General features: G+C 64.1%; 5 protein-coding genes. 2 read left to right on the top strand and 3 right to left on the bottom strand.

All coding sequences use genetic code 11. From position 1 onward, the window contains the following. The coding region (locus tag DXY10_RS13480) for a hypothetical protein (protein ID WP_115019973.1) at positions 1-21,649 on the bottom strand (21,649 nt) is incomplete at its 3' end. A gap of 226 nt (positions 21,650-21,875) precedes the next feature. Here DXY10_RS13480 and DXY10_RS13475 point away from each other — a divergent pair. Together DXY10_RS13475 and DXY10_RS13470 are read left to right on the top strand one after the other, a co-directional pair. Next, positions 21,876-22,817, top strand: coding sequence for a UDP-glucuronic acid decarboxylase family protein (locus tag DXY10_RS13475; protein WP_115019972.1), 942 nt, complete (start codon positions 21,876-21,878; stop codon positions 22,815-22,817). A 55-nt stretch (positions 22,818-22,872) separates the two neighbouring features. Then, positions 22,873-23,631 (top strand): YdcF family protein, encoded by a 759-nt coding sequence (locus tag DXY10_RS13470; RefSeq protein WP_244282379.1) that lies wholly within the window; start codon positions 22,873-22,875, stop codon positions 23,629-23,631. A gap of 15 nt (positions 23,632-23,646) precedes the next feature. Here DXY10_RS13470 and DXY10_RS13465 read toward each other — a convergent pair whose 3' ends face one another. Both DXY10_RS13465 and DXY10_RS13460 read right to left on the bottom strand, forming a co-directional pair. Then, a complete protein-coding gene (locus DXY10_RS13465) occupies positions 23,647-25,017 on the bottom strand; it encodes a YadA C-terminal domain-containing protein (RefSeq protein WP_115019971.1) in 1,371 nt (456 codons plus the stop codon). Positions 25,018-25,329: 312 nt separating this feature from the next. Continuing rightward, positions 25,330-25,595 (bottom strand): autotransporter domain-containing protein (locus tag DXY10_RS13460; RefSeq protein WP_136989227.1); only part of this gene is annotated, 266 nt, incomplete at its 5' end.

Raw genomic sequence — 25,595 nt, 5'->3', positions numbered from 1 at the left:
CAGCGATACCGATCAGGGTGTTGTCACCCACGAGGGTGTCAGCACCAACGGAGGTATTGAAGGCATTGGTGCTGTAGCCGGATTGCTCAGAGGAGCCGCTGCCGGGAGTGTTGGCCTCAGAGCCGCCGGCATTGACCCAGGTGCGCCACTTGCCGCAATCAGCCGGATCACCGGTGTAGGTGTCACCGGACTTGAGGGATTGGACGTTGAGGATGCAGCGCTGGAGCTGGGAGAGGACAGCGGAGTCGAGAGTCTCTTGGACCTCATCTTGGAAGGCCTGACCGGTGGTGAGAGCGACTTGCGGGAAGGCGGCGGATGTGGCGCCAGAGAGCTGGCGGTAGAGGGAATTGAGCTCCTTGGTGGTTCCTTGGGCAAAGATCAGCGCAGCAGTGGAATTGAAGGCTGAAGTGCTGCCTGCGGCTTGGATGGTGTTGACGGCCTTACCAACGGCGGTGGAGTTGAGATCGAGGCCCTTGGGGGCGTAGTCAACGGTGTATTTGAAGGCGAGATCGGTGCGGTTATTGATCAGATCGAAGCCAAAGGAGGCAACGGCAGATTTGGGCGCGACCAGCTTGAGATCACCGATGGTGATGCCTTCTTGGGCATTGATGATGCCTTCTGAGACGAAGGAACCAGGCATGGCCTGACCGACCTGGTTGGCGAGGAGCTGAACGGTGCCGTTGAGGTTGGCCTGGAAGAAGGTGGTGAGGTTGTCGGTTTGACCGGAGCGGAGGACAAGATCCGCCTCATAAAGAGAGGTACGGGCTGTGGCGTAATTCGCCTTCACCTTCAGATCACCGATCCGATAGGGCCCGTTGGGGTTCACAAGGCCGCTTTGCACCAGCGTCACGAACCGATTGGCATCCACCAGGGCTGCATCCAGGCGTGCGCCAGGCGCATTGAAGATGTTTTTGGTGATGCCGGGAATGATGATGTCGCCGGCGATCACGCCGAAGTTTTTGATCTCATCCGGGCCGCCGTTGCCGGTGATGGCGTTGGCCGTGCCTTCGGCCCCACCCACAATCCAACCGTTGTTGGTGATGCGTTCCACCTCCACGGTGGGCAGGTTGATTGCGGCTCCGTTGTCTCCGCCTTGAATCCAAGCACCTTCTGCATTGTCGACGCGGAGGTTGCCGTGCAGGCCTGATGAAGTGCTCTTGGTGATGGCGACGCCGCCTGTTCCGGTTGATCGGATCACACCGGTGTTGTTGACGACGACTTCACCGGCGGGTGAGAGGTTGTTGGCGACCCCTTCGGTGATGGTGCTTACCGATCCATTCGGGTTTTGGTACTGGTAAGCCCCACCGGTGGCGTTGAGGAAGAGCAGCCCCACGGCGTTGGTGCCGCTGGCACTGATCGTGCCTGAGTTGGTGATGGTGATATCGCCGGAGCGACCCGTGCGGCCTCCTAATAGCGATGCCGAATCCTCTTTGTTGACACCACCAAAGACGAAGCCACCCCCACCGGCGATGGTTTGAGCGACCACGGCGTGGGAGCCGGTGCCTGATGTGGCGATGGTGCCTGAGTTGGTGAAGGTGATGTTGCCGGAGCTGGAGTTGGCATTGGTGTTGTTCAGGGAGACGACACCTGTGGAGGATCCACCGACACCACCACCGCCACCGATGGTCTGGAGGAGCACGCCAAAGCTGTTGTCGCCGGTGGTGGAGATGATGCCAGTGTTAGTGGCATCGATATCACCGGAGCTGGTGGAGCTGCCCGCATGGCCTGCGGCGGAGAAGCTGACACTTGTGCCGCCGGTGGTGTAACCACCACCGCCACCGATGGACTGGAGGACTACCGCTGGGGCGAGATTGCCAGTGGTGGCGATGCCGCCGGTGGTGGTGGGAACGATGCCGAGCGCGGTGACTTCTTCTGTGGTGCCACCAGCGGCGTTGCTCCAGGAGATGGCGCCAGCTGCGGCATTGGCCGCGGTGGTGCCAGCGCCACCAGCACCGAGCTGAACAGAGCCTGTGGTGGAAGCGGCGAAACCGCCGCCGCCGCCGATGGTCTGGGCGATGAAGGCGGGGCTGGTGTTCCCGGTGGAGACGACCTGAGCGCCAGAGTTGACGGTGAGGTTGAGTGCACCAGCTGTGGTGATGCCGGTGTTGGGATCAGTAGTGAGGGTTGTGCTGCGGCCAAGGGTGAGGTTGCCGCCGACGGTGTCGACGCTGCCGCCGCCGCCGCCGACGGATTGGGCCAGGAGTGCGGGAGAGAAGTTGCCACCGGAGCCGACCTGGTTGTCGATGCTCAGGCTGATGGCGCCAGCGGAGCGATTGCCCGTGCCGAGACCGCCGAGGGTGGCCTTGCCGCCGATGGCGCCTGCGGTGCCACCACCACCACCAATGCTCTGGGCCGCCACCGTGGTGGTGTTGTCACCGCTGCTGGTGAGGGGCGTATTCAGGGTGAGATTGAGTGCACCGCCGGAACCATTCACGGTGTTCGGCCGATTGTTGTCGCTGCTGCCCCCCAGGTTGGCGTTGCCGCCCACATCACCCACGCTGCCGCCGCCGCCACCGATGCTTTGCACCAGCAAAGCGCTGGCGTTGCGGCCCTGGGTGGCGGTGGCCACCTGACTCACCAACTCGAGGCTGGCTCCCGACGAGGTCCCGCGGTAGAGACCACCCAGTTGGGCATTGGTGCTGGTGTTGCCGGCATAGCCACCGCCGCCACCGATCGATTGGTAGGCGAGACCACTGGAACCGTCGCCGGTGGTGATCACGCGGCTTCGCGAGCCCGCGGTGAAACTGATCGCTGCGCCCTGGCCTTGGCTGCCCAAGTCGCCACCGCCCAGCAGCAGGTCGTCGCTGCTGGTGTTGGCATTCGGGAACACCAAGCCACCGCCGCCGCCGATGGATTGCAGCACAAAGGCTGGTGATTGCTTGCCGGTGGTGATGATCGAGCCGTCACTGCCGGGTTGGAGGCTGGTGAGGTTGAGCGTCACCGTTCCTGCATCCCCGCGAGCGCCATCGGCGCCAAGATGCACGCTGCCTTCGGCACTGCCGCTGCGTCCACCACCGGCGCCGATGGATTGGGCCGAGATGCCGATCGACTGATCACCTGTGGTGGTGATGGTTTGGCTGCTGCGGATGCTGACGGCTGCAGCGTCGCCGTTGCCGCCATTGCCTGCACCGAGCTGAAGGCTGTTGGTGCTGCTGCCCACCATGCCGCCGCCGGCCCCGATGCTTTGGGCGATCAGGCCATCGCTGCTGAATCCATTGGTGGTGGCATTGGCCCGGATCAGGATCGACACAGCTTTGCCATCCAGGCCGCTGCTGGTGGTGGCACCGGCCTGGGCTTCATGGCTGGCAATCGGCGCGTAGCCGCCGCCGCCGCCGATGCTCTGGGCCAGCACCGCTGGTGAGCCCGCTCCAAAGCTGCTCAGATCGTCTTCGATGGTGATGGTGACGGCTCCTGCGCCATTGCTGGTGGCGGTGGCGCTCCCCAGCTGCACCGATGAGGCTTTGGCGCCTGCGACGCCGAAGACGGCGCCGCCACCGCCACCGATGCTCTGGGCCACGATGGCTGCCGCATTGTCTCCACCGGTGCGGATGGTGCCGCGGCTGGTGAAGGCGATGTCGCCGCTGTCGTTTAGCCCCACCACGGATCCCCCCAAGCGGATGGCGGCTCCGCCAGCGCTGGTGGTGTAAACGCCACCACCACCAATCGACTGCAGCACCACGCCGCTGGAGTTGTCTCCCGTGGTGATGATGGCGCCACGGTTGGTGAGCTCGATTGCTCCAGCGCGACTGTCGCCTCGGCCGGATCCGCCGGCGCTGACGCTGGTGGGTGCGCTGCCCACCAGGCCGCCACTGCCCCCGAACGACTGGATCGTGAGGCCAGGTGAACTGACGCCGGTGGTAGTGATCGGGGCACCATTGCTGGCGCTGATCACTCCGGCACTGACGTTGCTGCCGGGTTTGGAATCGCTGCCCACGGCAACGCTGCCATCGACGGCAGCCAGCAGACCTCCGCCGCCACCGATGGATTGCAACACAACGCCGGGGCTGTCATTGCCGAGGGTGGTGACGCTGCGTTGGAGTTGGGAGTAGGTGAGGCTTCCGCCGCTGGTGTCGACACCGCGGTTGGTGGTGCCACCGAGGGTTGCATTCCCGCTGACATCAGCGACCACACCACCTCCACCGCCGATGCTCTGCAGCACCACTCCAGGGCTGTTGTCCCCCATGGTGAGCACCTCGAAGGGCAGGGTGAGGTTGAGGTCCGCACCGGTGGAGTCATCGGTGGTGAGACCCCCCAGTTGCACGTTGCCATCGGACACGTTGCCGATCCAACCGCCGCCACCACCGATGGACTGATGGATGACGCCGGGGGAGAAAGCGCCTTCCGCTTGCAGGCTGCCGCCGGCATTGATCAAGGTGAGTGTGCCGCCGGAGCCATAGGTGCCATCGACGCCACCGCCGAGCACGACCGTGCCGCTGCCATCGCTGTCGCCCAGCCCGACCTGACCACCGCCGCCGCCGACGGACTGCATCAGATAAGCGGGCGCATAGGCGCCACTCGTGGCGATCACACCACCGGCATTGTTGAGCGTCACGTTGCCGGCGTTGCCTCCGCCATTGTTCGCTCCCAGGGTCATGCTGCCGTTGGCACGGCCAATGCGGCCACCACCACCGCCCACGCTCTGGGCCACCACGCCGATGCTGTAGCTCCCAGTTGTGTTGATTCGCCCGTTGCGGTTGTTCACCACGACATTGCCGGCATCGCCGATGGCGTTGTCGGCGCCAAGCGCCAGGCTGGTCTGGCTGTTACCAGCACTGCCGCCACCGGCGCCGATGCTTTGGGCGAGGATGCCTTCTGAAGGCGACCCCAGGGTGGTGATGCTGCCTTGGTTGTCGACGGTGACATCACCGGCGTTGCCGCGTCCGCCGGTCATGCCCAGGCGCAGCACCAGTCCGTTTTGCGAGGTGTAGCCACCGCCGCCACCGATCGATTGGGCCAGGATTCCTTGCGACTCTGTGCCTGCGGTGATCAGCTGTGTGCCGCGGCTGATGGTGAGCTCCACCGAGCCACTCCCCCCCAGCTGTGTGCCACCACCGCCGAGGTCCACGACAGGGGCTCGACCGCTGCCGTCGCCACCGACGTAACCGCCGCCGCCACCGATGGATTGGGCGATCACGGCAGGGGAAGAGCTGCCCGTGGTTTGAATGCGGGAGTTGAACTTGGAGATCAGGCTCACCGCATCCGCCCGGGTGATGCCCACGACGTCACCCCCCATCGAGACGGAGGCACCGTTGGTGTAGGCGACGCCACCACCGCCGCCGATGGATTGCAGGATCAGACCAGGGCTGTTCACTCCTTCGGTGCTGATCTGCCAATTGGCACTGATGGCACGCACGGCACCGGCGGCTGTGTCGCCGGTGCTGAGGGTGCCAAGGCGGAGGCGGTTGCCGGCCACATCCGAGGCGTAACCGCCGCCACCGCCGATCGCTTGCAACACCACCCCAGGGCTCTCCTCGCCTTGGGTGATGGCTGTGAAGGGACCATTTAGTGTGATGCTGCCGCCGGTGCTGCTGCCCTGCCCCTGGCTCCCGAGTCTGAGGGCGCCCTCCACATCATTAATGCTGCCGCCGCCACCGCCGATCGATTGCACCATTAGTGCCGGGGAGTGATCTCCGAGGGAGGTGAGGCTGGCACCGCCGTTGCTGATCACACGGATGGACCCACCATCGGCTGTGCCAGTGGAATCTTCCATGCCCAGCACTGCGTCGCCCTCCACCTGGCTCAGGCGTCCACCACCGCCACCGATGGCCTGCACGACCATCACTGGTGAGGTGGTTCCTGTGGTGGTGATGGCGCCCTGGATGTCCACCAGAACGGCCTGCTCAACCGGTTTCACCGGACAGGAGCCCACTGGGCAAGCCACGGGGTAGAGCAAGCCGCTGCTGCCGTTGATGCTGAGATCACCGCTGCTGTCGCTGCTTCCGAGGCCGGCATCGCCCTGGCTGTTGCCGGCGAAGCCGCCACCACCGCCGACGCTCTGGACCACGATGCCGGGGCTGATGGCACCCGTGGTTTGCAGTCGCCCATCCAGTACCACGCTGATGGCGCCACCGCTGCCGCCACTTAGGGATGTTGCCCCCAGGGTGGTGGTGCTGAGGCTGTCGACTAGGGCCCATCCGCCGCCTCCGCCAATGGATTGCACCACCGCTCCTGCGGAACGTGATCCGCTGGTGGCAATCGTGCCGCGAATGGGGGTGAGTTCCAGAACACCAGAGTTGGCGTTGGTGGCGGAACGGCTCCCCAGCACGAGAGCACCGGTACGGGCGGCATTGAGCCCTTGAATCGATCCCCCACCTCCACCGATGCTTTGGGCTACCAGGCCCGGAGAAGCGGCCCCGGCGGTGATGATGCGCCCTTGGGTGGAGAGGCTGAGGCTGCCGCCGCTGCTGGATTGGCTGCTGAAGGAACTACCCAGCACCAGGCTGTCTTCGCGGGCAATCACAGCTCGCAGGGCGCTGAATCCACCACCGCCGCCGATGGATTGGGCAATCAGGCCGGCACTGTTGTTGCCACCGGTGTTGAGGTTGGCCTCATTGGTGATGGTGATGGCACCACCCTGCTGCCGGCCCTCACTTGCGCTGCTGCCGAGGCGCACCTTGCCTTGGAGGGTGTCGATCATGCCGCCCCCACCACCGATGCTTTGCAGCACCAGTGCTGGAGCGTTCTGCCCTTCGGTGAAGGCACCGTCGCCGCGGTTGATGGCCGAGATGGCACCGCCGCTGAGGTTGCTCTGGGCACCTGTGGTGCCGGTGGCGCCGAGGTCTATGCGTGTGTCGGCATTGCCGAAGAGGGTGCCGCCACCACCACCAAGGGACAGCAGGGCGATGGCTGCGGCATTGCCTCCCCGGGTCACAACCGTGCCGCTGTTGGTGAAGCTGATGGCACCACCCGACAGCGAGCCGCTGGCATCACGGCTTCCCATGTGAAGGCGTTCGATCGAAGCGCTGGAGGCACCACCACCACCACCGATGCTTTGCAGTCGAATCGCTTGGGAATCGTCTCCCAGGGTGAGGATGCTGCCGCTGGTGGTCACGGTGAGGTCGCCGCCCTTGGCGTTGCTGCCGCCTTGTTGGCCAAAATGGCCTTGTTGGATCTGGTTCTGATCAAAGGCTGTCCAGCCGCCACCACCGCCGACGCTCTGCACCAGCAACGCGGCAGCGCCATCGCCGCGGGTCACGATCCGCTCAGCGTTGTTCTCCACGTTGATGTCTCCAGTGGAGCTGTTGGTGCTGTTGATGGAGCCGAGGCTGAAGCTGCTGCTCGAGGCAAACCGTTCACTGCGACGCACATCGGCGAGGAAGCCACCGCCACCGCCCACCGACTGCGCCAGTAGGCCAACAGCACCGCTGCCCAGGGTTTCCAAGGTGTTGCTGTTGGTCACCGTGACGGCGCCGGCCTTAGCCATCAACGCCTGGCGGGCTCCGAGGTGGATGACGGCAGAATCGCTGGCACTGGCGAAGCCGCCGCCGCCGGCCACGCTCTGGGCAATCAGCGCACTGGAGCCTCGGGCCATGGTGGCCACACTGCCGGTGTTGGTGACGCTGATCGCACCGGAGTTGGCAGTGGCTTGTCCGTGCAGTCCGAAGCGAATGTCTCTGGTGGAGAGACGTCCGGCAAAACCACCACCGCCACCGATGCTCTGGGCGAGCAGGCCTGGTGATTGCAGTCCTTCCGTGACCACCGTGGCGCGATTGCTCAGGCTGACGTCACCGCCATTGAGCACAGAACTGTCTTGAAGCCTGATCAGGTCTGTGCCACCGCCTAAGCGGCCGATCGCATCGTCGCTGGTTTGGGAGCCGGCATAGCCGCCACCGCCTCCGATGCTCTGGGCGATCAGGCCGCCAGAGTTTGCCCCGCTGGTGAGCACCGTGGATCCACGATTGATCAGGGTCACGGCACTGCCGTTGGCGGCGAGTGAGCCTTTGTTGCCCACGATGCCCATGCGCAGATTGCCAGCGATGTCATTGCTGCGGCCGCCACCGCCGCCAATCGACTGGGCAAAAGCTGCAGGTGCGTCCGTCCCCTTGGTGGTGATCGCTGCGGTGTTGGTGAGATCAACGCTGCCGCCGCTGGCGCGGCCGCTGGCGCGCACGCTGCCCATTACCACGGTGCCGGCTTGGTTGCCCACCACACCACCGCCGCCGCCGATGCTCTGGGCGACGAGGCCCGCTGCACCTGTGCCGAGACTGGTGAGCGGGGCGTTGTTCGTGACGCTCACCTCACCGCCTGAAGTGTCACCGCCTGAAGTGTTGCCGCCAGCTGCGGTGCTCCCCAGCAAGGCCTCGGTGATGGCCCCAACGTTGGCGGTGATCCAGCCGCCGCCGCCGCCAATGGATTGCACCAGGATCGGGCGGGCGTATGAGCCGGTGGTGAGGATGCCCTTGCCGTTGTTGGTGACGTCAACGTTGCCTCCGCTCGCGTCTTCGGCATTGCTGCTGCCGAGTTGCAGATCGAAGCTGAGGGTGTCGGTGCCCAGGCGGCGCGCGATGCCGCCGCCGCCGCCAATGCTTTGCACCACCAACGCACTCGATGATGTGGCGTTGCTCACCAGCCTGCCGCTGTTGGTCACCGAGACAGTGCCGCCGTGGCCGCGCTTGAGGCCGTCGCTGCCCAGCACGATGGCTGTGCTGAAGGTGGGGTTATTGGCAATTGTGGTGAAGCCACCACCCCCCCCAATGCTCTGAACGGTGATCAGGGGCGAGGTGCGGCCTTGCGACTGCAGATTGGTTGTATTGGTGACACTGACCGTTCCTGCGTTGGCGACCCCCAGATCGCTGCCGCCCATCTGCAGGGAGCGGCCTTCACTGATGGCGACGATGCCGCCGCCCCCTGCCAGGCTTTGGGCCACCAGGGCGGCGGAACCGCCTCCGAGGGTGGTGATCGTGCTGCGGTTCACCACATCGACCGATCCGCTGTTGGCTGTTTGCAGGCTCGAGCCTCCGAGGGTGGTGGGCGACGTGCTGCTGCCCATGCGACCGCCGCCGCCAGCGATCGACTGCACCACTAAACCGGCCGAACCAAGGCCCCGCGTGGTGATCGACGTGCCGTTGCTCGTCAGTTGCACATCACCGCTGCTGACGCCCCGGAATGAACTGGCGTTCGTGGCCCCCAGTTGAGCGGACGTGCCGCCGGATCCCCCCGCCGAGCCACCGCCGCCACCGATGCTCTGCACGATCACGGCTGAAGCGGTTTGCCCCAGGGTTTCGATGTTGCCGCTGTTGGTCACCGTGATGGATCCGCCTTGGGCGGCGGCGCCGAGATCTGCTCCGCCCAGTTGCAGGCTGCCTGCCGCGGATGCCATCACACCACCGCCCCCTCCGATGGATTGGACAGTGAGGGCGGTGGCGTTGTCGCCGAGCGAGACCAGATCGGAGCGGTTCGTGACGGTGACGTCTCCCGCTGAACTGTTGCTGTTGCTGCCATTGGTGCCCAGGCGTGTGCTGGCGCGATCGGTGGCGTTCACCAGCGCATAACCACCGCCTCCGGCGATGCTCTGGGCAATCACCACCGGTGCCTCGTCGCTGCGGGTGCTGAGCAAACGGGCCGTGTTGTTCACACGCACCGCTCCAGCTTGACCAGCCACGTTGCCTGTGGCGCCAAAGGTGAGGGTGTAGTTCTCCGTGCCATTCGCTTCGGAGATGAACCCGCCCCCACCGGCGATGCTTTGGGCGATCAGAGCGGCTGAGCCTTCGCCTTCGGTTTGGATCACGCCACTGTTGCTCACCTTCACTGCACCGGCATCGGCGTTGCCTTGGCCGCTGGCGCCCAGGGTGATGGTGCTGCCCTTGCCGGTGGCACTGGTGCCGCCGCCACCACCGACCGACTGAGCCATCAGACCCACGGCGTTGAGGCCGGTGGTGGTGATCGACGAACGGTTCGTGACGTCGACGGCGCCTCCCACGGTGGTTCCCTGTTGATTGGCCCCAAGGGTGAGGTCGTCGCCGAGGGTCAGACCGGTGTATCCACCGCCGCCGCCGATGCTTTGCACCAGCAGACCAGCACTGTTGCGCCCTTCGGTGGTCACCGCGTCGTGATTGCTGATCACCTCAACCGCTCCAGCAGTGCCCGACCCGCTGCCTTGACTTCCCAGGGTGGCGTTACCGGTGACGGTGCCGATCCAGCCACCGCCGCCAGCGATGCTTTGCACCACCAGGGCAGGGGCATTGACCCCAGCGGTTTGCAGCGCCGTTCCTTGCCCTTGATAGGTCACCGCACCGCTGTTGCTGCGGGCGTTGCTGTTGCTGCCGCTCTGGCCTAGTTGGGCATCGCCTTTGGTGCTGGCCCCCAGGCCGCCACCGCCGCCGATGCTCTGGACCACGACGGCTGCTGAAGACCGCCCCAGGGTGGTGACCGATCCGGTTTGAGAGGCGCTCACAGTGCGTGCACTCAGTTGTCCTTGGGCCCGGCTGGCGCCGAGGGACAGGCTCGTGCCCGTGTTGCCGCCCACACCACCACCACCACCGATGCTTTGGATGACGGCACCGGCTGAAGCATTGCCGCTCGTGAGGATGGGTGCCGTGTTGGTGACGTTGACCGTATTCCCTTGCAGGCCAGTGCCGCCACCACTACCGAGCTGAGCCGATGCGGTGCTGGGCAGCAGGGACCAACCGCCGCCACCGCCCACGCTTTGGGCCACGAGTGCTGGACTGATCGCTCCGGTGGTGAGCAGCCGTTCACCGCTGGTGTTCAGTTGCACCCGGCCAGCATTGGCCTGGCCGAGGTTGCTCCCCCCCAAGGTCACGTTGAGGGACGTTCCATCTTGGCTTGGGTTGGCTTGGGCAACGAAGCCACCGCCACCGCCAATGCTTTGCACCATCAAGGTGGGTGAGCCATTGCCAGCGGTTTGCAAACTGCTGCGGTTGGTCACCGACACGTCAGCGGCATTGGCGAGGGTGGCGTCGCTGCCCCCCAGTTGGGTGCTGGCTCCGCTGGCGGTGGCGACGGTGCCACCGCCGCCGCCAATGCTTTGAGCCAGCAGCGCAGCTGAATTGATGCCCAGCGTGGTGATCGCTCCGGTATTGGTCACCGTCACGGCGCCACCGTTTCCACGGCCTTGGAGGGATCCCCCCAGGGTGAGTTGCGAGCCACTGGAGAGGCCGGTCAGACCACCGCCGCCACCAATGCTCTGGGCGAGAAGACCCATGGCGTTGCGTCCTTCGCTGATCAGCACGCCCTGGTTGGTCACGGTGACTGCTCCACCCGAGCCAGTGCCTCTGCCTGAGGTGCCAAAGCTCAGGTTCGTGAAGTTGCTGGCCACGGCACCGCCGCCGCCGCCGATGCTTTGCACCCGGATCACGGCTGAATTGTTGCCACGGCTGATCAGCTCCTCGCCGCGTTGGTTGAGGCTGACGCTCCCGCCGTCGCTGACGCCACCGCTGAGCTGGGTGCTGCCCAGTTGAAGGGTTTCGGTGCTGCCCATCACTGCACCGGCAAAGCCACCGCCACCGCCGATGGATTGCAGATTGATCAAGGGGCTGTGATCACCTGCCCCGTAGAGAGAGGCACGGTTGGTAAGGCTGATGCTGCCGCCGGTTTGGCTGCCACCACTGTTGATTGATCCGAGTTGCGCGGTGGTGCCCACGGACCCTGCGCTGCCGCCACCGCCGCCGATCGACTGCAGGCTGATGGCGCCTGAATTGGCGCCCCTGGTGATGATCGTGGCGCGGTTGCTGGCGTTGACGTCGCCACCGGCCATGCTGCCTGCGCCATCGATGGCTCCAGCTTGCAGTGCGATGTCCACCGGACCAATCCAGCCACCACCACCACCGATGCTTTGCAGCACGAGGGCTGGGCTGTAGTCGCCGTTGTTCATCAGGAGGGTGCCGTTCGATTCCAGTTGAATGCGGGCACCCTTGAGATCGGAGCCGTCGGCGCTGAATCGGTTCCCCAGGCTTGCCGATCCTTCGGCACTCGCCACGTGGCCGCCGCCCCCGCCCACGCTTTGGGCCATCACGATCGGCGCAAAGGATCCGCTGGTTTGCAGATCGGAGCTGTTGGTGAGGTTGAGGCTCCCGCCGCTCTGTGCTGCCGTGGTGGCCCTGGATCCCAGTTGGGCATCACCGTTGATGTGATCGATGCTGCCGCCGCCACCACCAATCGACTGCACGAGCATGGCGGCAGAGTCGATGCCCTCAGTGATCAGGGTGGCGCTGTTGGTGAGCCTGATGGCGCCGCCAATCCCGCTCGCATTGATGCTGCCGAGGCTGGCATTGCCGTAGCCGCTGGCTGCTTCGCCGCCACCACCACCGATGCTGCTGATGGCAATGGCGTTGGCATTGCGCTTGCTGGTGGTGATCCTGCCGCGGTTGGTGATGCTGATTCCACCACCGCTGCCGCTGCCACCACCACTGGCTCCCAGCTGGATGGAGCTTTGCGTCACCGAACCAGTGACGCGACCCCCTCCGCCACCGACACTGCGCGCCAGTAACCCGGTGGCGTTGACGCCGCTGGTGCTCAGGGCTCCGCTGTTGGTGATGGTGATTGCTCCGGCATTGCCGCTGCTGCCGCTGCGAGATCCCAGCGTGATCGCATCTCGGGTGAGGCCGGCATCGCCGCCGCCGCCACCGATGCTGAGAGCGCTCAAGGCGATGCCATCACGGCCCGTGGTGGTGATTGGCGCGCTGTTGGTGATGGTGATGGCGCTGCTATCACCACCAATGCCCCCACTGGCTCCGAGGCTGAAGCTGAGGGCGGAGGTACTGGAGACACTGCCACCGCCACCCCCCAAGCTCTGGGCCCCGAGCCCATAGGCCCCTTGGCCCCGCACCTCAATGGCGCCGCTGTTGGTGATCGCCACTGTGCCGCCATTGCCACCATTGCCGCCATCGCCACCGATCTGGAGGGTGGCGCTGTTCTTCAGGCTGTTGCCGCCACCGGCGAGGGCGAGGCGGCCACCGCCGGCACCGATCGATTGGCCAAAGAGGCCGTGGGATTGGCTGCCGGTGGTGAGGATGGTGCCGCTGTTGGTCAGGGTGATAGCCCCGCCCGTGCCGCCACTGCCGCCCGTGCCACCGATCTGAAGCGATCCCGCCACGTGGGTGCGCCCTTCGGCATCAGCCAAGCTGACCCCGGTGCCGCCACCGCCACCGCCGATGCTCTGGGCATAGAGACCAATGGCATTGACGCCAGTCGTGACCAGGTCACTCGCGTTGGTGGCGCTGATGCTGCCGGCATTGCCACCGTTGCCACCACCGCCACCGATGCTGCCGCTCAGCTGCACCAGGGATCCCTCCGTGCCGCCGGCCACCGTGTTGGTGAGACCACCACCGCCACCAATGCTTTGCAGCAGCAATGCGGTTGATGCTGCACCGCTGGTGACGATGCGGCCGCCCTCGTTGCTGAGGTTGAGGTTGTTGCCGTCGCCACCATCGCCGCCGCTGCTGCCGATGGCGAGGTCAAGGCTGACGACTCCACTCTGCTGGTTGTTGATGGTGTGACTGACCGCACCGCCGCCACCGCCAATCGACTGCAGGGTGAGGCCGTTGCTGTTGTTACCTGTGGTTTGGATTTGCAAGGTCCCCAGATTGACCTGAATCGCGCCGGCGTCACCGCCGCCGCCCCCGAGGCTGGCCTCTGTGCTGCTGGCTTTGGCTTTGGCGATCACCGTGCCGGCCTGGCCACCGCCACCGCCGATTGATTGCAGCAAGACGGCAGGGCTGGCTTCGCCGCTGGTGAGCACCGTGAGGTTGCGGCTCTGGCCAGGGCTGAGGTTGATGCGGCCGCTATCACCACCGCTGCCGCCATCGCTGCCCATCGAGGCGCTCATCACTGAGTTGTACGTGGCATTGGCGCGATCGCCGGTGTCGATCACGGTGCCGCCGGCGCCGCCGCCGCCGCCGATGCTCTGGATCAGCACGCCGATGGATTGATCACCACGGGTGATCACATTGCCGGTGATTGAACCGGTGGGGCGGCCGCCAATGCCGCCGTTGCCACCGGAGCTGTCATCGCTGTCGTCGAGCGAGAGGCCAAAGCTGTAGGTGGTGTCGATGCTGCCGCTGCTGGTTCCTGCCACGGACGCGGCATTTCCTGTGACCGATCCCCCTTGGCCGCCACCGCCGCCCACCACCTGGAGCAGGAAGCCGTGGGAGTTGTCGCCGGTGGTGACGATCGTGCCGTCGATGTAGGCCGACACCTGGCCGCTCTGACCACCATCGCCACCGGCACCTCCCATGCTGTAGCTGGCGGAGAGGTTGCCGGTGGCATTCCCACTGCTCACCGTTCCCGCTGATCCGCCGCCGCCGCCGACCGATTGCAGGAAGAGGGCATGGGCGTTGTGGCCGCTGGTGACCAGGTTGAGCCGTGCCGGTTGATTCGTCGATCCAATCGAGACGTCCCCCCCGGTTCCGCCATTACCGCCGTCGGTGGTGACCGCGGCTGAAGCACCCAGTGAAAAGGAGCTGTTGGCGGTGCTGGCGCTCACATTGCTGCCCAGTACGGATCCAGCGGTGCCGCCGCCACCGCCAACGGATTGCAGCAGGATCGCGTGGGCGCCTGACCCTGTTTTGCGAGTGCTGTCACCGGTGATCACGGTGAGGGGGTCAGGAGCAAAGAGGGAGACGCTCCCCGCCGATCCGCCACTGCCGCCGGCACCTCCCATGGAGAAGCTTGCTGCGGCCGACACATTGGCGTTGCCTCCGTCGGAATTGCTGGTAACGGATCCGCCGGCACCACCGCCACCGGCGATGCTCTGGGCAAATACACCGATCGCCCCCTGGCCGGTGGTGACGATCCGGCCGCTGAGGGAGCCTGTGACAGAGCCCGACCAGCCACCACCAGCTCCGTTGCCTCCACTGGCGGCAGATGCTCCAAAGGAGTACTCGCTATTGGCTGTACCGGTGCCATCGGCATTGCTGGTGACCGATCCGCCAGCTCCACCGCCGCCGCCGACCGACTGCAGCAACACCCCATGGGAGAGGTTGCCGGTGGTGATGAATGTGCCGTCGCCATAGAACGCCACATCACTGGCGGTGCCGCCATTGCCCCCTGGCCCCCCGAGGGCAAAGGAGGCAGATAGGTTGCCGCCGGCAGAGGAGCTATTCACACTCCCGCCAGCACCGCCACCACCGCCCACCGACTGCAGGAAGACGGCATGGGCGTTGTCGCCAGAGGTTTGCAGGCGGAGATTGGCTCGCTGTCCGCTGCTGCCTAGGCTCACTCTGCCGCCAGCACCCCCAGCACCACCGCTGCCGGAGGTGGCCAGCGTGGCTCCGAAGGAAAAGCTGCTGTTCGAGGTGCTGGTGCCGGCGGTGGTGCCACTCACCACTGACCCACCTTGTCCACCGCCACCGCCCACCGATTGCAGCAACACCGCATGAGAGCCGTGGCCAGTACCTGCGCGATTGCCTTCGCTGCTGTCGCCGGTGATGACGGTGAGCTCGGCTGGGGTGGTCAACTCAACGCTGCTGGCTGAGCCGCCGCTGCCGCCGGCACCACCCATCGACATTGTTGTGGACGCCGAGAGCTCGCCGCCACCGGAGTCGGCCACGTTGGTGACGCTGCCGCCAGCGCCGCCGCCACCCCCCACGGATTGGACAAACAGGCCAATGGCACTGTCCCCAAGGGTACGGATTGTTCCACTCAGGCCTGCAGTCACCCGGCCGCCGTTCCCCCCGCGTCCGCCACTGCCGGAGAGCGCTGCCGAGGCGCCGAAGCTGAAGCTGGCGTTGGCGCTGTCATCACTGCTCACTGGTGTGGCGTTCGCTGTCACGGCGCCGCCTTGGCCGCCGCCGCCGCCGACCGACTGCAGCAACACCCCATGGGAGGTGGCCCCTCGGGTGAGATAGGTGCCGTCGGCAAACAGCGACACTGCACCACCGGTGCCCCCCACACCACCGTCGCCGCCCATCGCAAAGGATGCCGCGAGATTGCCACCCGCAGTGGTGGCATTCACCGCACCACCGGCACCACCTCCGCCGCCCACGGATTGCAGGAACACCGCCATGGCGTTGTCGCCATTGGTCTCAACGGTGAGTCCCGCGGGGGACCTGCTGCTTCCCAGGTTGACACTCCCGCTGTTGGCGCCGTAGCCGCCATCGCCGCCATCACCCGTGCTCAGTCCGAAGGACATGCTGGTGTTGGAGCTGTTGGTGGCCACGTTGCTGCTGCTCACCACCGAGCCGCCGGTGCCGCCGCCACCACCAATCGATTGCAGCAGGATGCCGTGGGAGCCGTGGCCGGTGCCTAACGCACTGTCGCCGGTGGCGACCTGGAGGCCATTGGGCACGTCCAGGTTGATGCTGCCGCCCCGGCCTCCATTGCCGCCATCGCCTCCCATGGCAAAGGATGCGGAGGCGGAGAGGTTGCCGCTGCCGCTGGAGGCCCCGCTGGTGACGGCGCCACCGGCGCCGCCGCCGCCGCCGACCGATTGGGCGAAGAGGCCGATGGCGCTGTCACCGATGGTGCGGATCAGGCCACTGATGGAGCCGCTGATCGACCCGGCACTGCCGCCGCCGCCGCCGTCGCCCCCGCTGCCGCCAGAGGCGCCAAAGGAGAAGTCGGAGTCGGCGCTTGTGCTGTCGTCTTCCGAAGACATGGATGGATCGGCATTGGAGGTGGCGGAGCCTCCTTGGCCGCCTCCGCCACCGATCGATTGGATCAATACCGCGTGGGAGAGGGTGCCTTGGGTGATGTAAGTGCCGTCGGTGAACACGGTGATGGCACCGCCCGTGCCGCCGTTGCCTCCATCGCCTCCCATGGCGAACGAGGCCGACAGGTTGCCCCCACTGGCCCCGGCCTGACTGCTGCCGCCGATGCCGCCCCCACCGCCCACGGATTGGAGCAGCAGGGCAATGGCGTTGTCGCCCAGGGTGCTGGCTTGGGCTTTCATCACAGTGCTGGAGCTGCCCAGGCTGACGCTGCCGCCACTGCCGCCGGAACCGCCATCACCACCACTGGCCGCGGAGGCGCCGAAGCTGAAGTCGGCATTGCCATCGGTGGTGCTGTTGGCATTGGCTTTCCCGCCCCGTCCACCGCCGCCCCCGATGCTCTGCACGGTGATGGCTGCTGCGTTCGTGCCCCGGGTGCTCACCTTGATGTCGCTGAGGGCCTGGAGGCTGGCGCTGCCGCCATCACCGCCATCACCTCCCTCGCCGCCAAAACTCATCGTGGCGGATCCGGAGGTGCTGGTGGAGCTGTTGCCGGTGTCGCTCGAGGTGCTGGAGCTGGAGGCGCTGCTGATGGCGGCGCCACCGCGGCCGCCGCCGCCACCGACCGACTGAATAAACAGGCCATCGGCACCGACGCCTCGGGTGCTGATGCTCCCGCCGAAACTCACCGAGACAGGGCCGGCATCACCGCCGCCGCCGCCATCACCGCCATCGCTGACGCTGGCGCCGAAGCTGAAGTCAACATCGGCATCACCGGTGGTGGATCCGCTGATGGCACTGCCGCCGGCACCGCCGCCGCCGCCGACCGACTGAGCGGTTAGTCCCGAGGAATGGGTGCCGCGGGTACTGATGTCTCCCAGCAGGTAGACATTCACGCTGCCGCTGGTTCCTCCAGCTCCGCCTTGGGCACCGAAGCTCATGTTGGTGGAGAAGGAACCGCCGTTTCCAGAGCTGATCGCCCCTCCACCAGCACCACCACCGCCGCCTACCGATTGGGCCAGCACGGCGTCTGCTGCCAGCCCCGTGGTGTTGATCACCACCCGCAGGGGGTTCGTGCTGCTGGTGCCGAGTTGCACGGAGCCACCGGTGCCGCCGGTGCCGCCACTGCCGCCTTCGACGGCCGAGGCCCCGAAGCTGTATTGCGAGGGCGATTCGGTGATGCTTGCGGCCATCGAACTGCCCCCTTGGCCGCCGCCGCCGCCGATGGACTGGGCGTTGAGACCGAGGGCCATTACGCCGCTGGTGCTGATCCTCAGCAGGCTGTCTGCATCGGGACCCTCCACGATCACCGCTCCGGCCGCCTGGCCATCGCCGCCGCTGCCGCCCATGCCCACGCTGAGGCTGCCGGTGTACGACTCACCGCCTTTGGAGGCCGTGGCTGACAGTGACTGGGTGGAGCCCCCTGCACCGCCTCCGCCTCCCACGGATTGCGCCAGCAGGCCAGTGGCTTGGAATCCCACGGTGCTGATCGAACCTGAGACGGTGACCGAGACATTGCCGCCGGTGCCGCCATCGCCGCCATCCCCGCCGAAGTCGGCGCCAAGGGTGACAGCATCGCCGCTTGTCGATGCCGACAGGCTGTAGGTGCTGGTGGAGCCGCCGGCACCGCCACCGCCGCCCACCGACTGCGCCAGGATTCCGTAGGAAAAAGCGCCAGCCGGTAGCAGCAGATCAGGCCGCAGCGTGTCGCCGGTGATCACCACGCCGCTGGTGGTAAGGGAGACATCACCGGCGGAGCTGCCGCTGCCGCCATCTCCGCCAAGACTGACCCCGCCGCTCACGCTGGTGCTTCCCCCAGCAGAACCGCTCAGAGTTGTTGTGCTGCCGCCAGTGCCTCCCCCGCCACCAATGGACTGGGCCACGATCCCGGGCGAGTGGTCTCCTTTGGTGCTGATGATCCTGGAGCTGTCAGTGACAGTCACAGCCCCACCGGTGCCGCCGCTGCCCCCGGAACCCCCGATCGACACACTGCCGCTCACGCTTGTGCCGCTGCTGGCTGACAATCCAAGGGTGGTTGTGCTGCCGCCACTGCCGCCGCCGCCGCCCACCGATTGGATGTAAAGCCCTGGGGCAAAGTCGCCTTTGGTGCTGATGCTGCCGCCGCTATTGGCAACGGATACAGAGCCTGCATTGGCCCCACCGCCTCCGGAACCACCCACCACGCCTCCGACTGCGACGGACGTCCCGCTTGAGGCCGAGGCTTGCATGCTTGTACTTGAGCCCCCTTGCCCACCACCGCCACCGATGCTCTGGGCGATCAGACCTGCGGAATAGTCTCCAAGCGTGTCGAGCACCATGTTGGTGAGTGACACCGTCACGGCTCCCCCCGTGCCCCCGTCTCCTCCAGAACCACCCAACCCGAAGCTGCCGCTGAAGGAGCCATCACTCGATAGCGACACGGATCCACTCACGCTCGATCCCCCTTGTCCCCCACCACCACCCACGCTTTGCACCAAGAGTGCAGGGGAGTGGCCGATCAGAATCCCCTCCACGCTGCGTCCTGTCTTGATCGAGCTGTCGCTGAAGGTGAGGCTGACGGATCCTGCGCTGTTGCCGCTTCCCCCGTTACCTCCCAGGGCAACGGCAACCCCTCCAGACACAACTCCTGCGGTCATCGAACCCGAGACGGCAGATCCGCCGGCTCCACCGCCACCGCCCACGCTTTGAATCAGAGCCCCCGGGGATGATTCGCCGTGGGTTGTGATGTCCCCAGCCAAGGTTGCGCTGACATTGCCGCCGCTCCCGCCAGCTCCACCATCCCCACCGACGGCAACGGATGCAGAAACAGTGCCTGCAGAGGCAGAGAGCGAACTGCCGCCAGTGCCGCCACCGCCACCGATGCTGCTGACGATGGTGCCCGGTGAGTAGCTGCTTCGGGTTTCGATCGGGCCACTGAAGCTGACCGTGACATCACCAGCATTTCCACCCGCTCCCGCAGTTCCTCCAACGGAAGGTGCTGCAGCGACGGCTCCTCCAGACACCGCCATGCTGCTGCCGCCATTGCCACCGCCGCCACCGATGCTTTGCACTTGAAGGCCAGGTGCTTGAAAGCCTTCAGTTCGTAGCTCGCCTTCTAATACCACCGACACGCTGGCGCCGTTCCCGGCTGCGCCGCCGGTGCCACCAACCCCCACCGCAAACGACTGCGCACTGACCGATCCAGACACAGCATTGCCGCCATTGCCGCCGCCGCCACCGATGCTGTTGATCGAGACACCGGTGGAGTAAGCGCCAAGGGTTGAGACGTTGGCTTTGAATGGCAGGTCCGTACTGCCGACGGTGACCGTGCCTGCGTTACCGCCTGTGCCACCGTCCCCGCCAACGGCGAGTGAATAGGAGGCGGTTGGGGAACCAGACACTGACGTCGCACTTCCGCCGGTGCCGCCGCTGCCACCGATGCTCTGCACCAGCAGCCCTGGTGCTTGAAAGCCCATGGTGACAAGGCTGATCGCACCTGATTCGGAGGAACCGGTGCCCACACTTACATTGCCGCCGACACCGCCGCCCCCTGCATTGCCGCCAACAGCAACGGAGGCTCCAGCTCCTGCGCTGTTGGCATTGCCGCCATTGCCGCCACCTCCACCAATGCTCTGCACCACCACGGCACCGGCGTAGTCCTGTTCGGTGAAGACAGAGCCATTGCTGAGAACGGCAGTGGCGCTTCCTCCATTGCCTCCATCTCCACCGCTGGAGCCAACGGCAATCATCCCCGAGCTGGTGCCGGCGTTACCACCACCCCCACCGATGCTCTGCACCAGGATGCCTGTGGAACCCACATTGGTGTCTCCATCGCTTTCTTCATCACTCACGCTCGCTCCAGTGATCACACTTCCGCCGGTGAAGGTGAGCGACGCTGAGCCACCATTGCCTCCTCCTCCAGCTTCGGACCCGACGGTGGTCAGGCTGGTTTGATTGCCTACAGATCCACCGCCCCCACCGACGGCCTGCACCAAGATTCCCTGGGCGTTGTTCCCGTCGGTGGTGACACTGCCACTCGTCATCACCAGGTCGGCGACTCCTGCATCACCGCCCACACCTCCACTGGATCCGCCGAGGTTGGCGACAGATAGTCCCCCGGCTACAGCGCCGCCGCCGCCGCCGATGCTTTGCACGTTGATCCCAGTCACGCTGTCGCCCGTGGCTGAAACGGTTCCCGTGTTGGTGACCGAGACGTTGCCGGCTGTACCTCCGGTGCCGCCTTGGCCGCCGTAAGTGATCAGGCCACCGGAGCCCGTGGCACCGCCTTGGCCGCCCACCGATTGCACCAAGATGCCGGAGCCACCAGGCCCTGCGTCATTTTCAGAATTGACCACGATCGAGCCGGCGTTGGTGACTGTGGCCAGTCCGGAATAGCCGCCGTTGCCGCCGTCACCGCCACCGGTGGAGTACCAGCCACCATCGCCACCGTCACCGCCAACGCCCCCCACGCTCTGACTGAGTAGACCGATGGCGCCGTATTCGGTGGAGTCGATCGACACATTGACGCTGACATCGCTGTCGACGTTGAGGTTGACCACCTGGTTTTGCGAAGAGCCGCCTGCACCACCACTGCCGCCGCTTCCACCGATGCCGGCATTGCCGCCATCGCCGCCGTTGCCGGCTTGGGCTGAAGCGATGCCACCAACGACGTTGTCGAAGCCATCAATCAAGTTGGCATCGTTCACGGTGATCGACACACCGCTGCTGAGCACAACTGTGACGGAGCCAGGGCTGGCGCCTTGTCCGCCATTCCCACCATTGCCGAATTCGGGGCTGTTGCCTTTGGAACCGGTGCTGCCCCCGGAATTCGCACCACCGGATTCCGACAGGCTCCCCCCCAGTGAGTAGGTGATGGAGGGGCCAGGGTTGCCGGTTCCGTAGATGTAGGGAGCCGTCGTGACCGTGCCTGAGCCAGAACTGCCGTAGAGGTAAGCGCCGCTGCTGCTGCCGATGTTCTCGGTTTGGGCGATGACCCGTCCAACCGATCCTCCTGCGAGTAGCAGTGTGGGTAAAACAATGAGGAGACGTTTGGTGCGTGACTTCAAACCAAACGTTCCTTCTTTGCGCCGACCTTAAAGAATTCAGCCTTGACTGCAAGCTTCTACATGATTGTGTTGCGCTTGTTCTCGTGATGCCTCTTTTTCTGTGCAGATCACGCTCTCAGTGCATGTCAATGGCTCATGTCAACGCGGGTCTGCATCGTGGATCTGTGATTGCTCTCGGTTTCAGGGTTGAACAACCTCGATAAGCTCTTACCAACGCATTGCACCCATGCCTGCTGGTCTTGTTCGCAATCTGGTGACTGGTGGTGCTGGGTTTCTTGGATCTCATCTCGTCGACCGGCTGATGCAGTCCGGAGAAGAGGTCTTGTGTCTGGACAATTACTTCACGGGTCGTAAGGCAAACATCGCCCACTGGATCGGTCATCCGCGGTTCGAGCTCATCCGCCATGACGTCACTGAGCCGATCAAGCTGGAAGTGGATCGGATCTGGCATCTGGCCTGTCCGGCATCGCCGATTCACTATCAGACCAATCCGGTCAAGACCGCCAAAACCAGCTTCCTGGGCACATACAACATGCTTGGCCTCGCCCGTCGCGTGGGTGCCCGGCTGCTACTTGCCTCCACAAGTGAGGTCTATGGCGACCCTGAGATTCACCCCCAGCCCGAGAGCTATCGGGGGTGTGTCAATACCATCGGCCCCCGAGCTTGTTACGACGAAGGCAAGCGGATCGCCGAGACGCTCTGCTTCGATTACCGGCGCATGCACGGCAGTGAGATTCGCATCGCGCGCATTTTCAACACCTATGGCCCGCGCATGCTCGCTGATGATGGCCGGGTGGTGAGCAATTTCATTGTTCAGGCGTTGAGGGGTGAACCACTCACGCTTTACGGCGACGGTAGTCAGAGCCGTTCGTTTTGTTATGTCGATGATCTGATTGAGGGTCTGATCCGCTTGATGAATGCTGATCACACCGGCCCGATCAATCTTGGTAACCCCAGTGAATTCACAATCCGTCAGTTGGCGGAGCAAGTTCGCGCTCGGATCAATCCTGAGCTTGCGCTGATCAGCGAACCATTACCAGCTGACGATCCCCGCCAGCGAAAGCCTGCGATTGCTTTGGCTCAACGGGACTTGGCTTGGACCCCCACTGTGGCGTTGGAGCAGGGGCTGGAACCAACAATCTCGTGGTTCCGGGAGCTGCTGGCTTGAGCTTCAAGATTTCGACGACGCTGTGATTGGTTATTTCCTGAGCAAGATCCTGCCCTTGGCGGTTTTGCCCCTGGGGCTGAGCCTGCTCCTTTTGCTGGTGGGGTTGATTGGTCGCTGGCGCTGGCCGGTGATCACCGCGTTGGTGCTGTTGTGGCTCTGTTCCCTTGGCTTAGTGAGCCAGACGTTATGGGGTTGGTTGGAATCACCCTGGCATCGCAGACGTGCCGAGTCAGCGTCGAATGCTGATGCCATCGTGGTCTTGAGTGGTGGACGTCATGCCGCCCCTGGTCCGGCGCGGGTGAGTGAATGGCACGACCCCGATCGCTTTCTGGCCGGGCTTGCGTTGTATCGCGCTGGTAAGGCGCCGCGCTTGATGTTCACCGGCGGTGCCAGCCCATTTCGTCCTGGTCAGCCACTGGAAGGTCAGTTGTATCGACTGGAAGCTGAGCGACTGGGTATTCCCGCAGATGCGATCGCTGTGACGCCAGCTGTCGTGAATACGGCGGAGGAAGCTCTCCAGATTCGTGCTGTATTTGATCTGATCGACACTGCGACGCCGTCATCCGAGGCGACGACTGAAGCTCCCAAGATCTTGCTTGTGACGAGCGCGTTTCACATGCAGAGAGCGCAGCGAATGTTTGAACGTCAGGGCCTTGGTGTGCAGCCGTTTCCTGTTGATTTCCAATCCCGTGCAGCGTGGGCCGGCCCCCTCTGGCGTGATCCCACCCAGTGGTTCCCCACTGCTAGGGCTTTAGATGACAGCTCCCGCGCGATGCGGGAGCTGCTGGGTCGTTTGGTCTACAGGGCCTGGTAACCGACCGATTGACCCTCAGGGCATAACGCTGGTGGCGACAGCTTCTGGCTTGAGCAGGCCACTGGCCAAAGCTTCGAGCTGATTCAGTCGTTGCTGAAGACTCTCAAGTTGGTAAGCCATCTCGGCGTTGTGGTTCTCCACCTGCTTCAGTTTTGATTGCAGCTGCGCGTTGCTGTCGCCTGTGCTCGAAGGCGCAAGCTGACCAAGCTTGAACACGAACCCAGCTCTGCCGGCAACGGTATCGAGGCTTCCGTTGCCGTAATCGCTTGCTCCACCGAAGAGCACAGACCCGCCGGCATTGAAAGACAGCCGCTTATTCAGCCTCGCTGCGCAGCCCACACCCATTGCGTAGCGGCTGCTGTATCCACCAGTGCCGACGCCGCAGGAGAAGGGCGCGTCGTCAGAGACAGTCGGCAGTGCCGACAGTGCGGCTGAGAGTGCTGCCGCGCCAGCAACACCAGAACCGAGAGCATTGACATCCTCCTCAAGGTTATCGATGGCTTTGCTGTTGTTCTTGATTGCAGCCTTGTTGTCGTTGATCGCCGCCGTGTTGCTCTGAATGTCTGTCGTGTGCTGATCCAGTTGACCCTGAACGCTCACACCGTTGATTTGAAGGTCACTGCCTTCGGTGATGTTGATCGGAATCTTATTGCCTTCTGCATCAGTGGCATACAGCTTTTGCACGCCATCTGATTCGACCGTGACGAGTGAGTTTTCGCCAATGTGCAGTTCTTCTTCTCCGTCGGCATTGATTTCACGACGAACAATGCTTTTGCCTCCAACGCTTAAGCCTTCTTCGTCGATAACCGCTACTGAATTTGAGCCGTTGGACCCCAAGATCACTTTGGTCGGGTCGTCGCTGCTACAGCTGCCATCAGAAGATGTGCATTGTTTCTGGACAAGCTCATCCAAAATCGTTGGATATTCGATAAACATTGGACTGCCTCCAATAGGAAGGCCTTCGATATCGATGTCTTGTTCGAATTTTTCTTCTTTGATGTCCCAAACCTTAATCGTTCTGGTTTCTCCCCCAGATGGTGGCTCTACGAAGTAGATTTTTCCTGTTTTGGTGTTAACTGTGTAGTCGGATGCAGAAAAGCTTTGGGGATTGTCGCCTGGGAATATGTCTTCATGCACTTGCTCTGCAACACCATCGAGCCCCATTTTGTAAAGATCCAGCCTGTTTCCTCCTCCGGGGGGTGTCACGTTGGTAACAAAATAACCAAGGTTTCTTTTTGCAGCGTCAATTGATTGCGCTTTTGCTGCATTGCCTAGGGCTGTGGCTCCGAGCAGGATTGCGCCGGCGGTCGCGAGACTCCTTTTAAGCATTTTTTTTAATTTAGCAATTACTAAACCATAAACTCCCTTCTTGGTGGGTGCCTGCATGTGGCACTTTTTCGTTTATCACCTTGTCTGGTTGTTGTTTGTTCGTTTAGCCGTTTCTTTTATGCATTATTTGCATGATGATCTCGAGGGTCTCGCACTTGTCTTTGGGGCATCGCTTTCTTTCTAGTGTGCTGCCTCCAATGCAAGATCGAGCTCGAACTTGGCTCAATGGCATGAATGCAAGCTGTGGTGATGTTCACTTCAATCTGCTTTCTGCAAAAAAAATCACCGCAAAAGCGGTGATGGAAAGCAGAGGAAGGAGGTGGTGAGAGCCTGTTGATTGTTTGTTCAGATTGGCTCTGATCGTTGAGATCAGAAGCTCCACCTAAAGCCACCGTTGTAGTTGATGGATTGGGTGCTGCCCGGTGAGAGCTGACCGAGGCCATTGAGGTAGAGGGAGAAGCGGTTGTTGAGTGCAACATCCAAGCCAAGACCGACGTTGAACCAGGAGGAGGGAGCTGGTGTGCCAGCGACAGTGAAGGAACCCTTCGGAGCGGAGCGGAAGCTCGCGGTGAGTTCCCGGTTGGTATCACCAAGATCCCAGGCATAGCCGAGGCTGAGGCGTGGGATAAAGGTGG

Origin of the sequence: Synechococcus sp. UW140 (assembly GCF_900474295.1) — a bacterium.
In the GTDB taxonomy this organism is placed as follows: domain Bacteria; phylum Cyanobacteriota; class Cyanobacteriia; order PCC-6307; family Cyanobiaceae; genus Synechococcus_C.
Note: the sequence above shows the minus strand (reverse complement) of the source record. Positions and strands in the feature narration are given on the sequence as shown.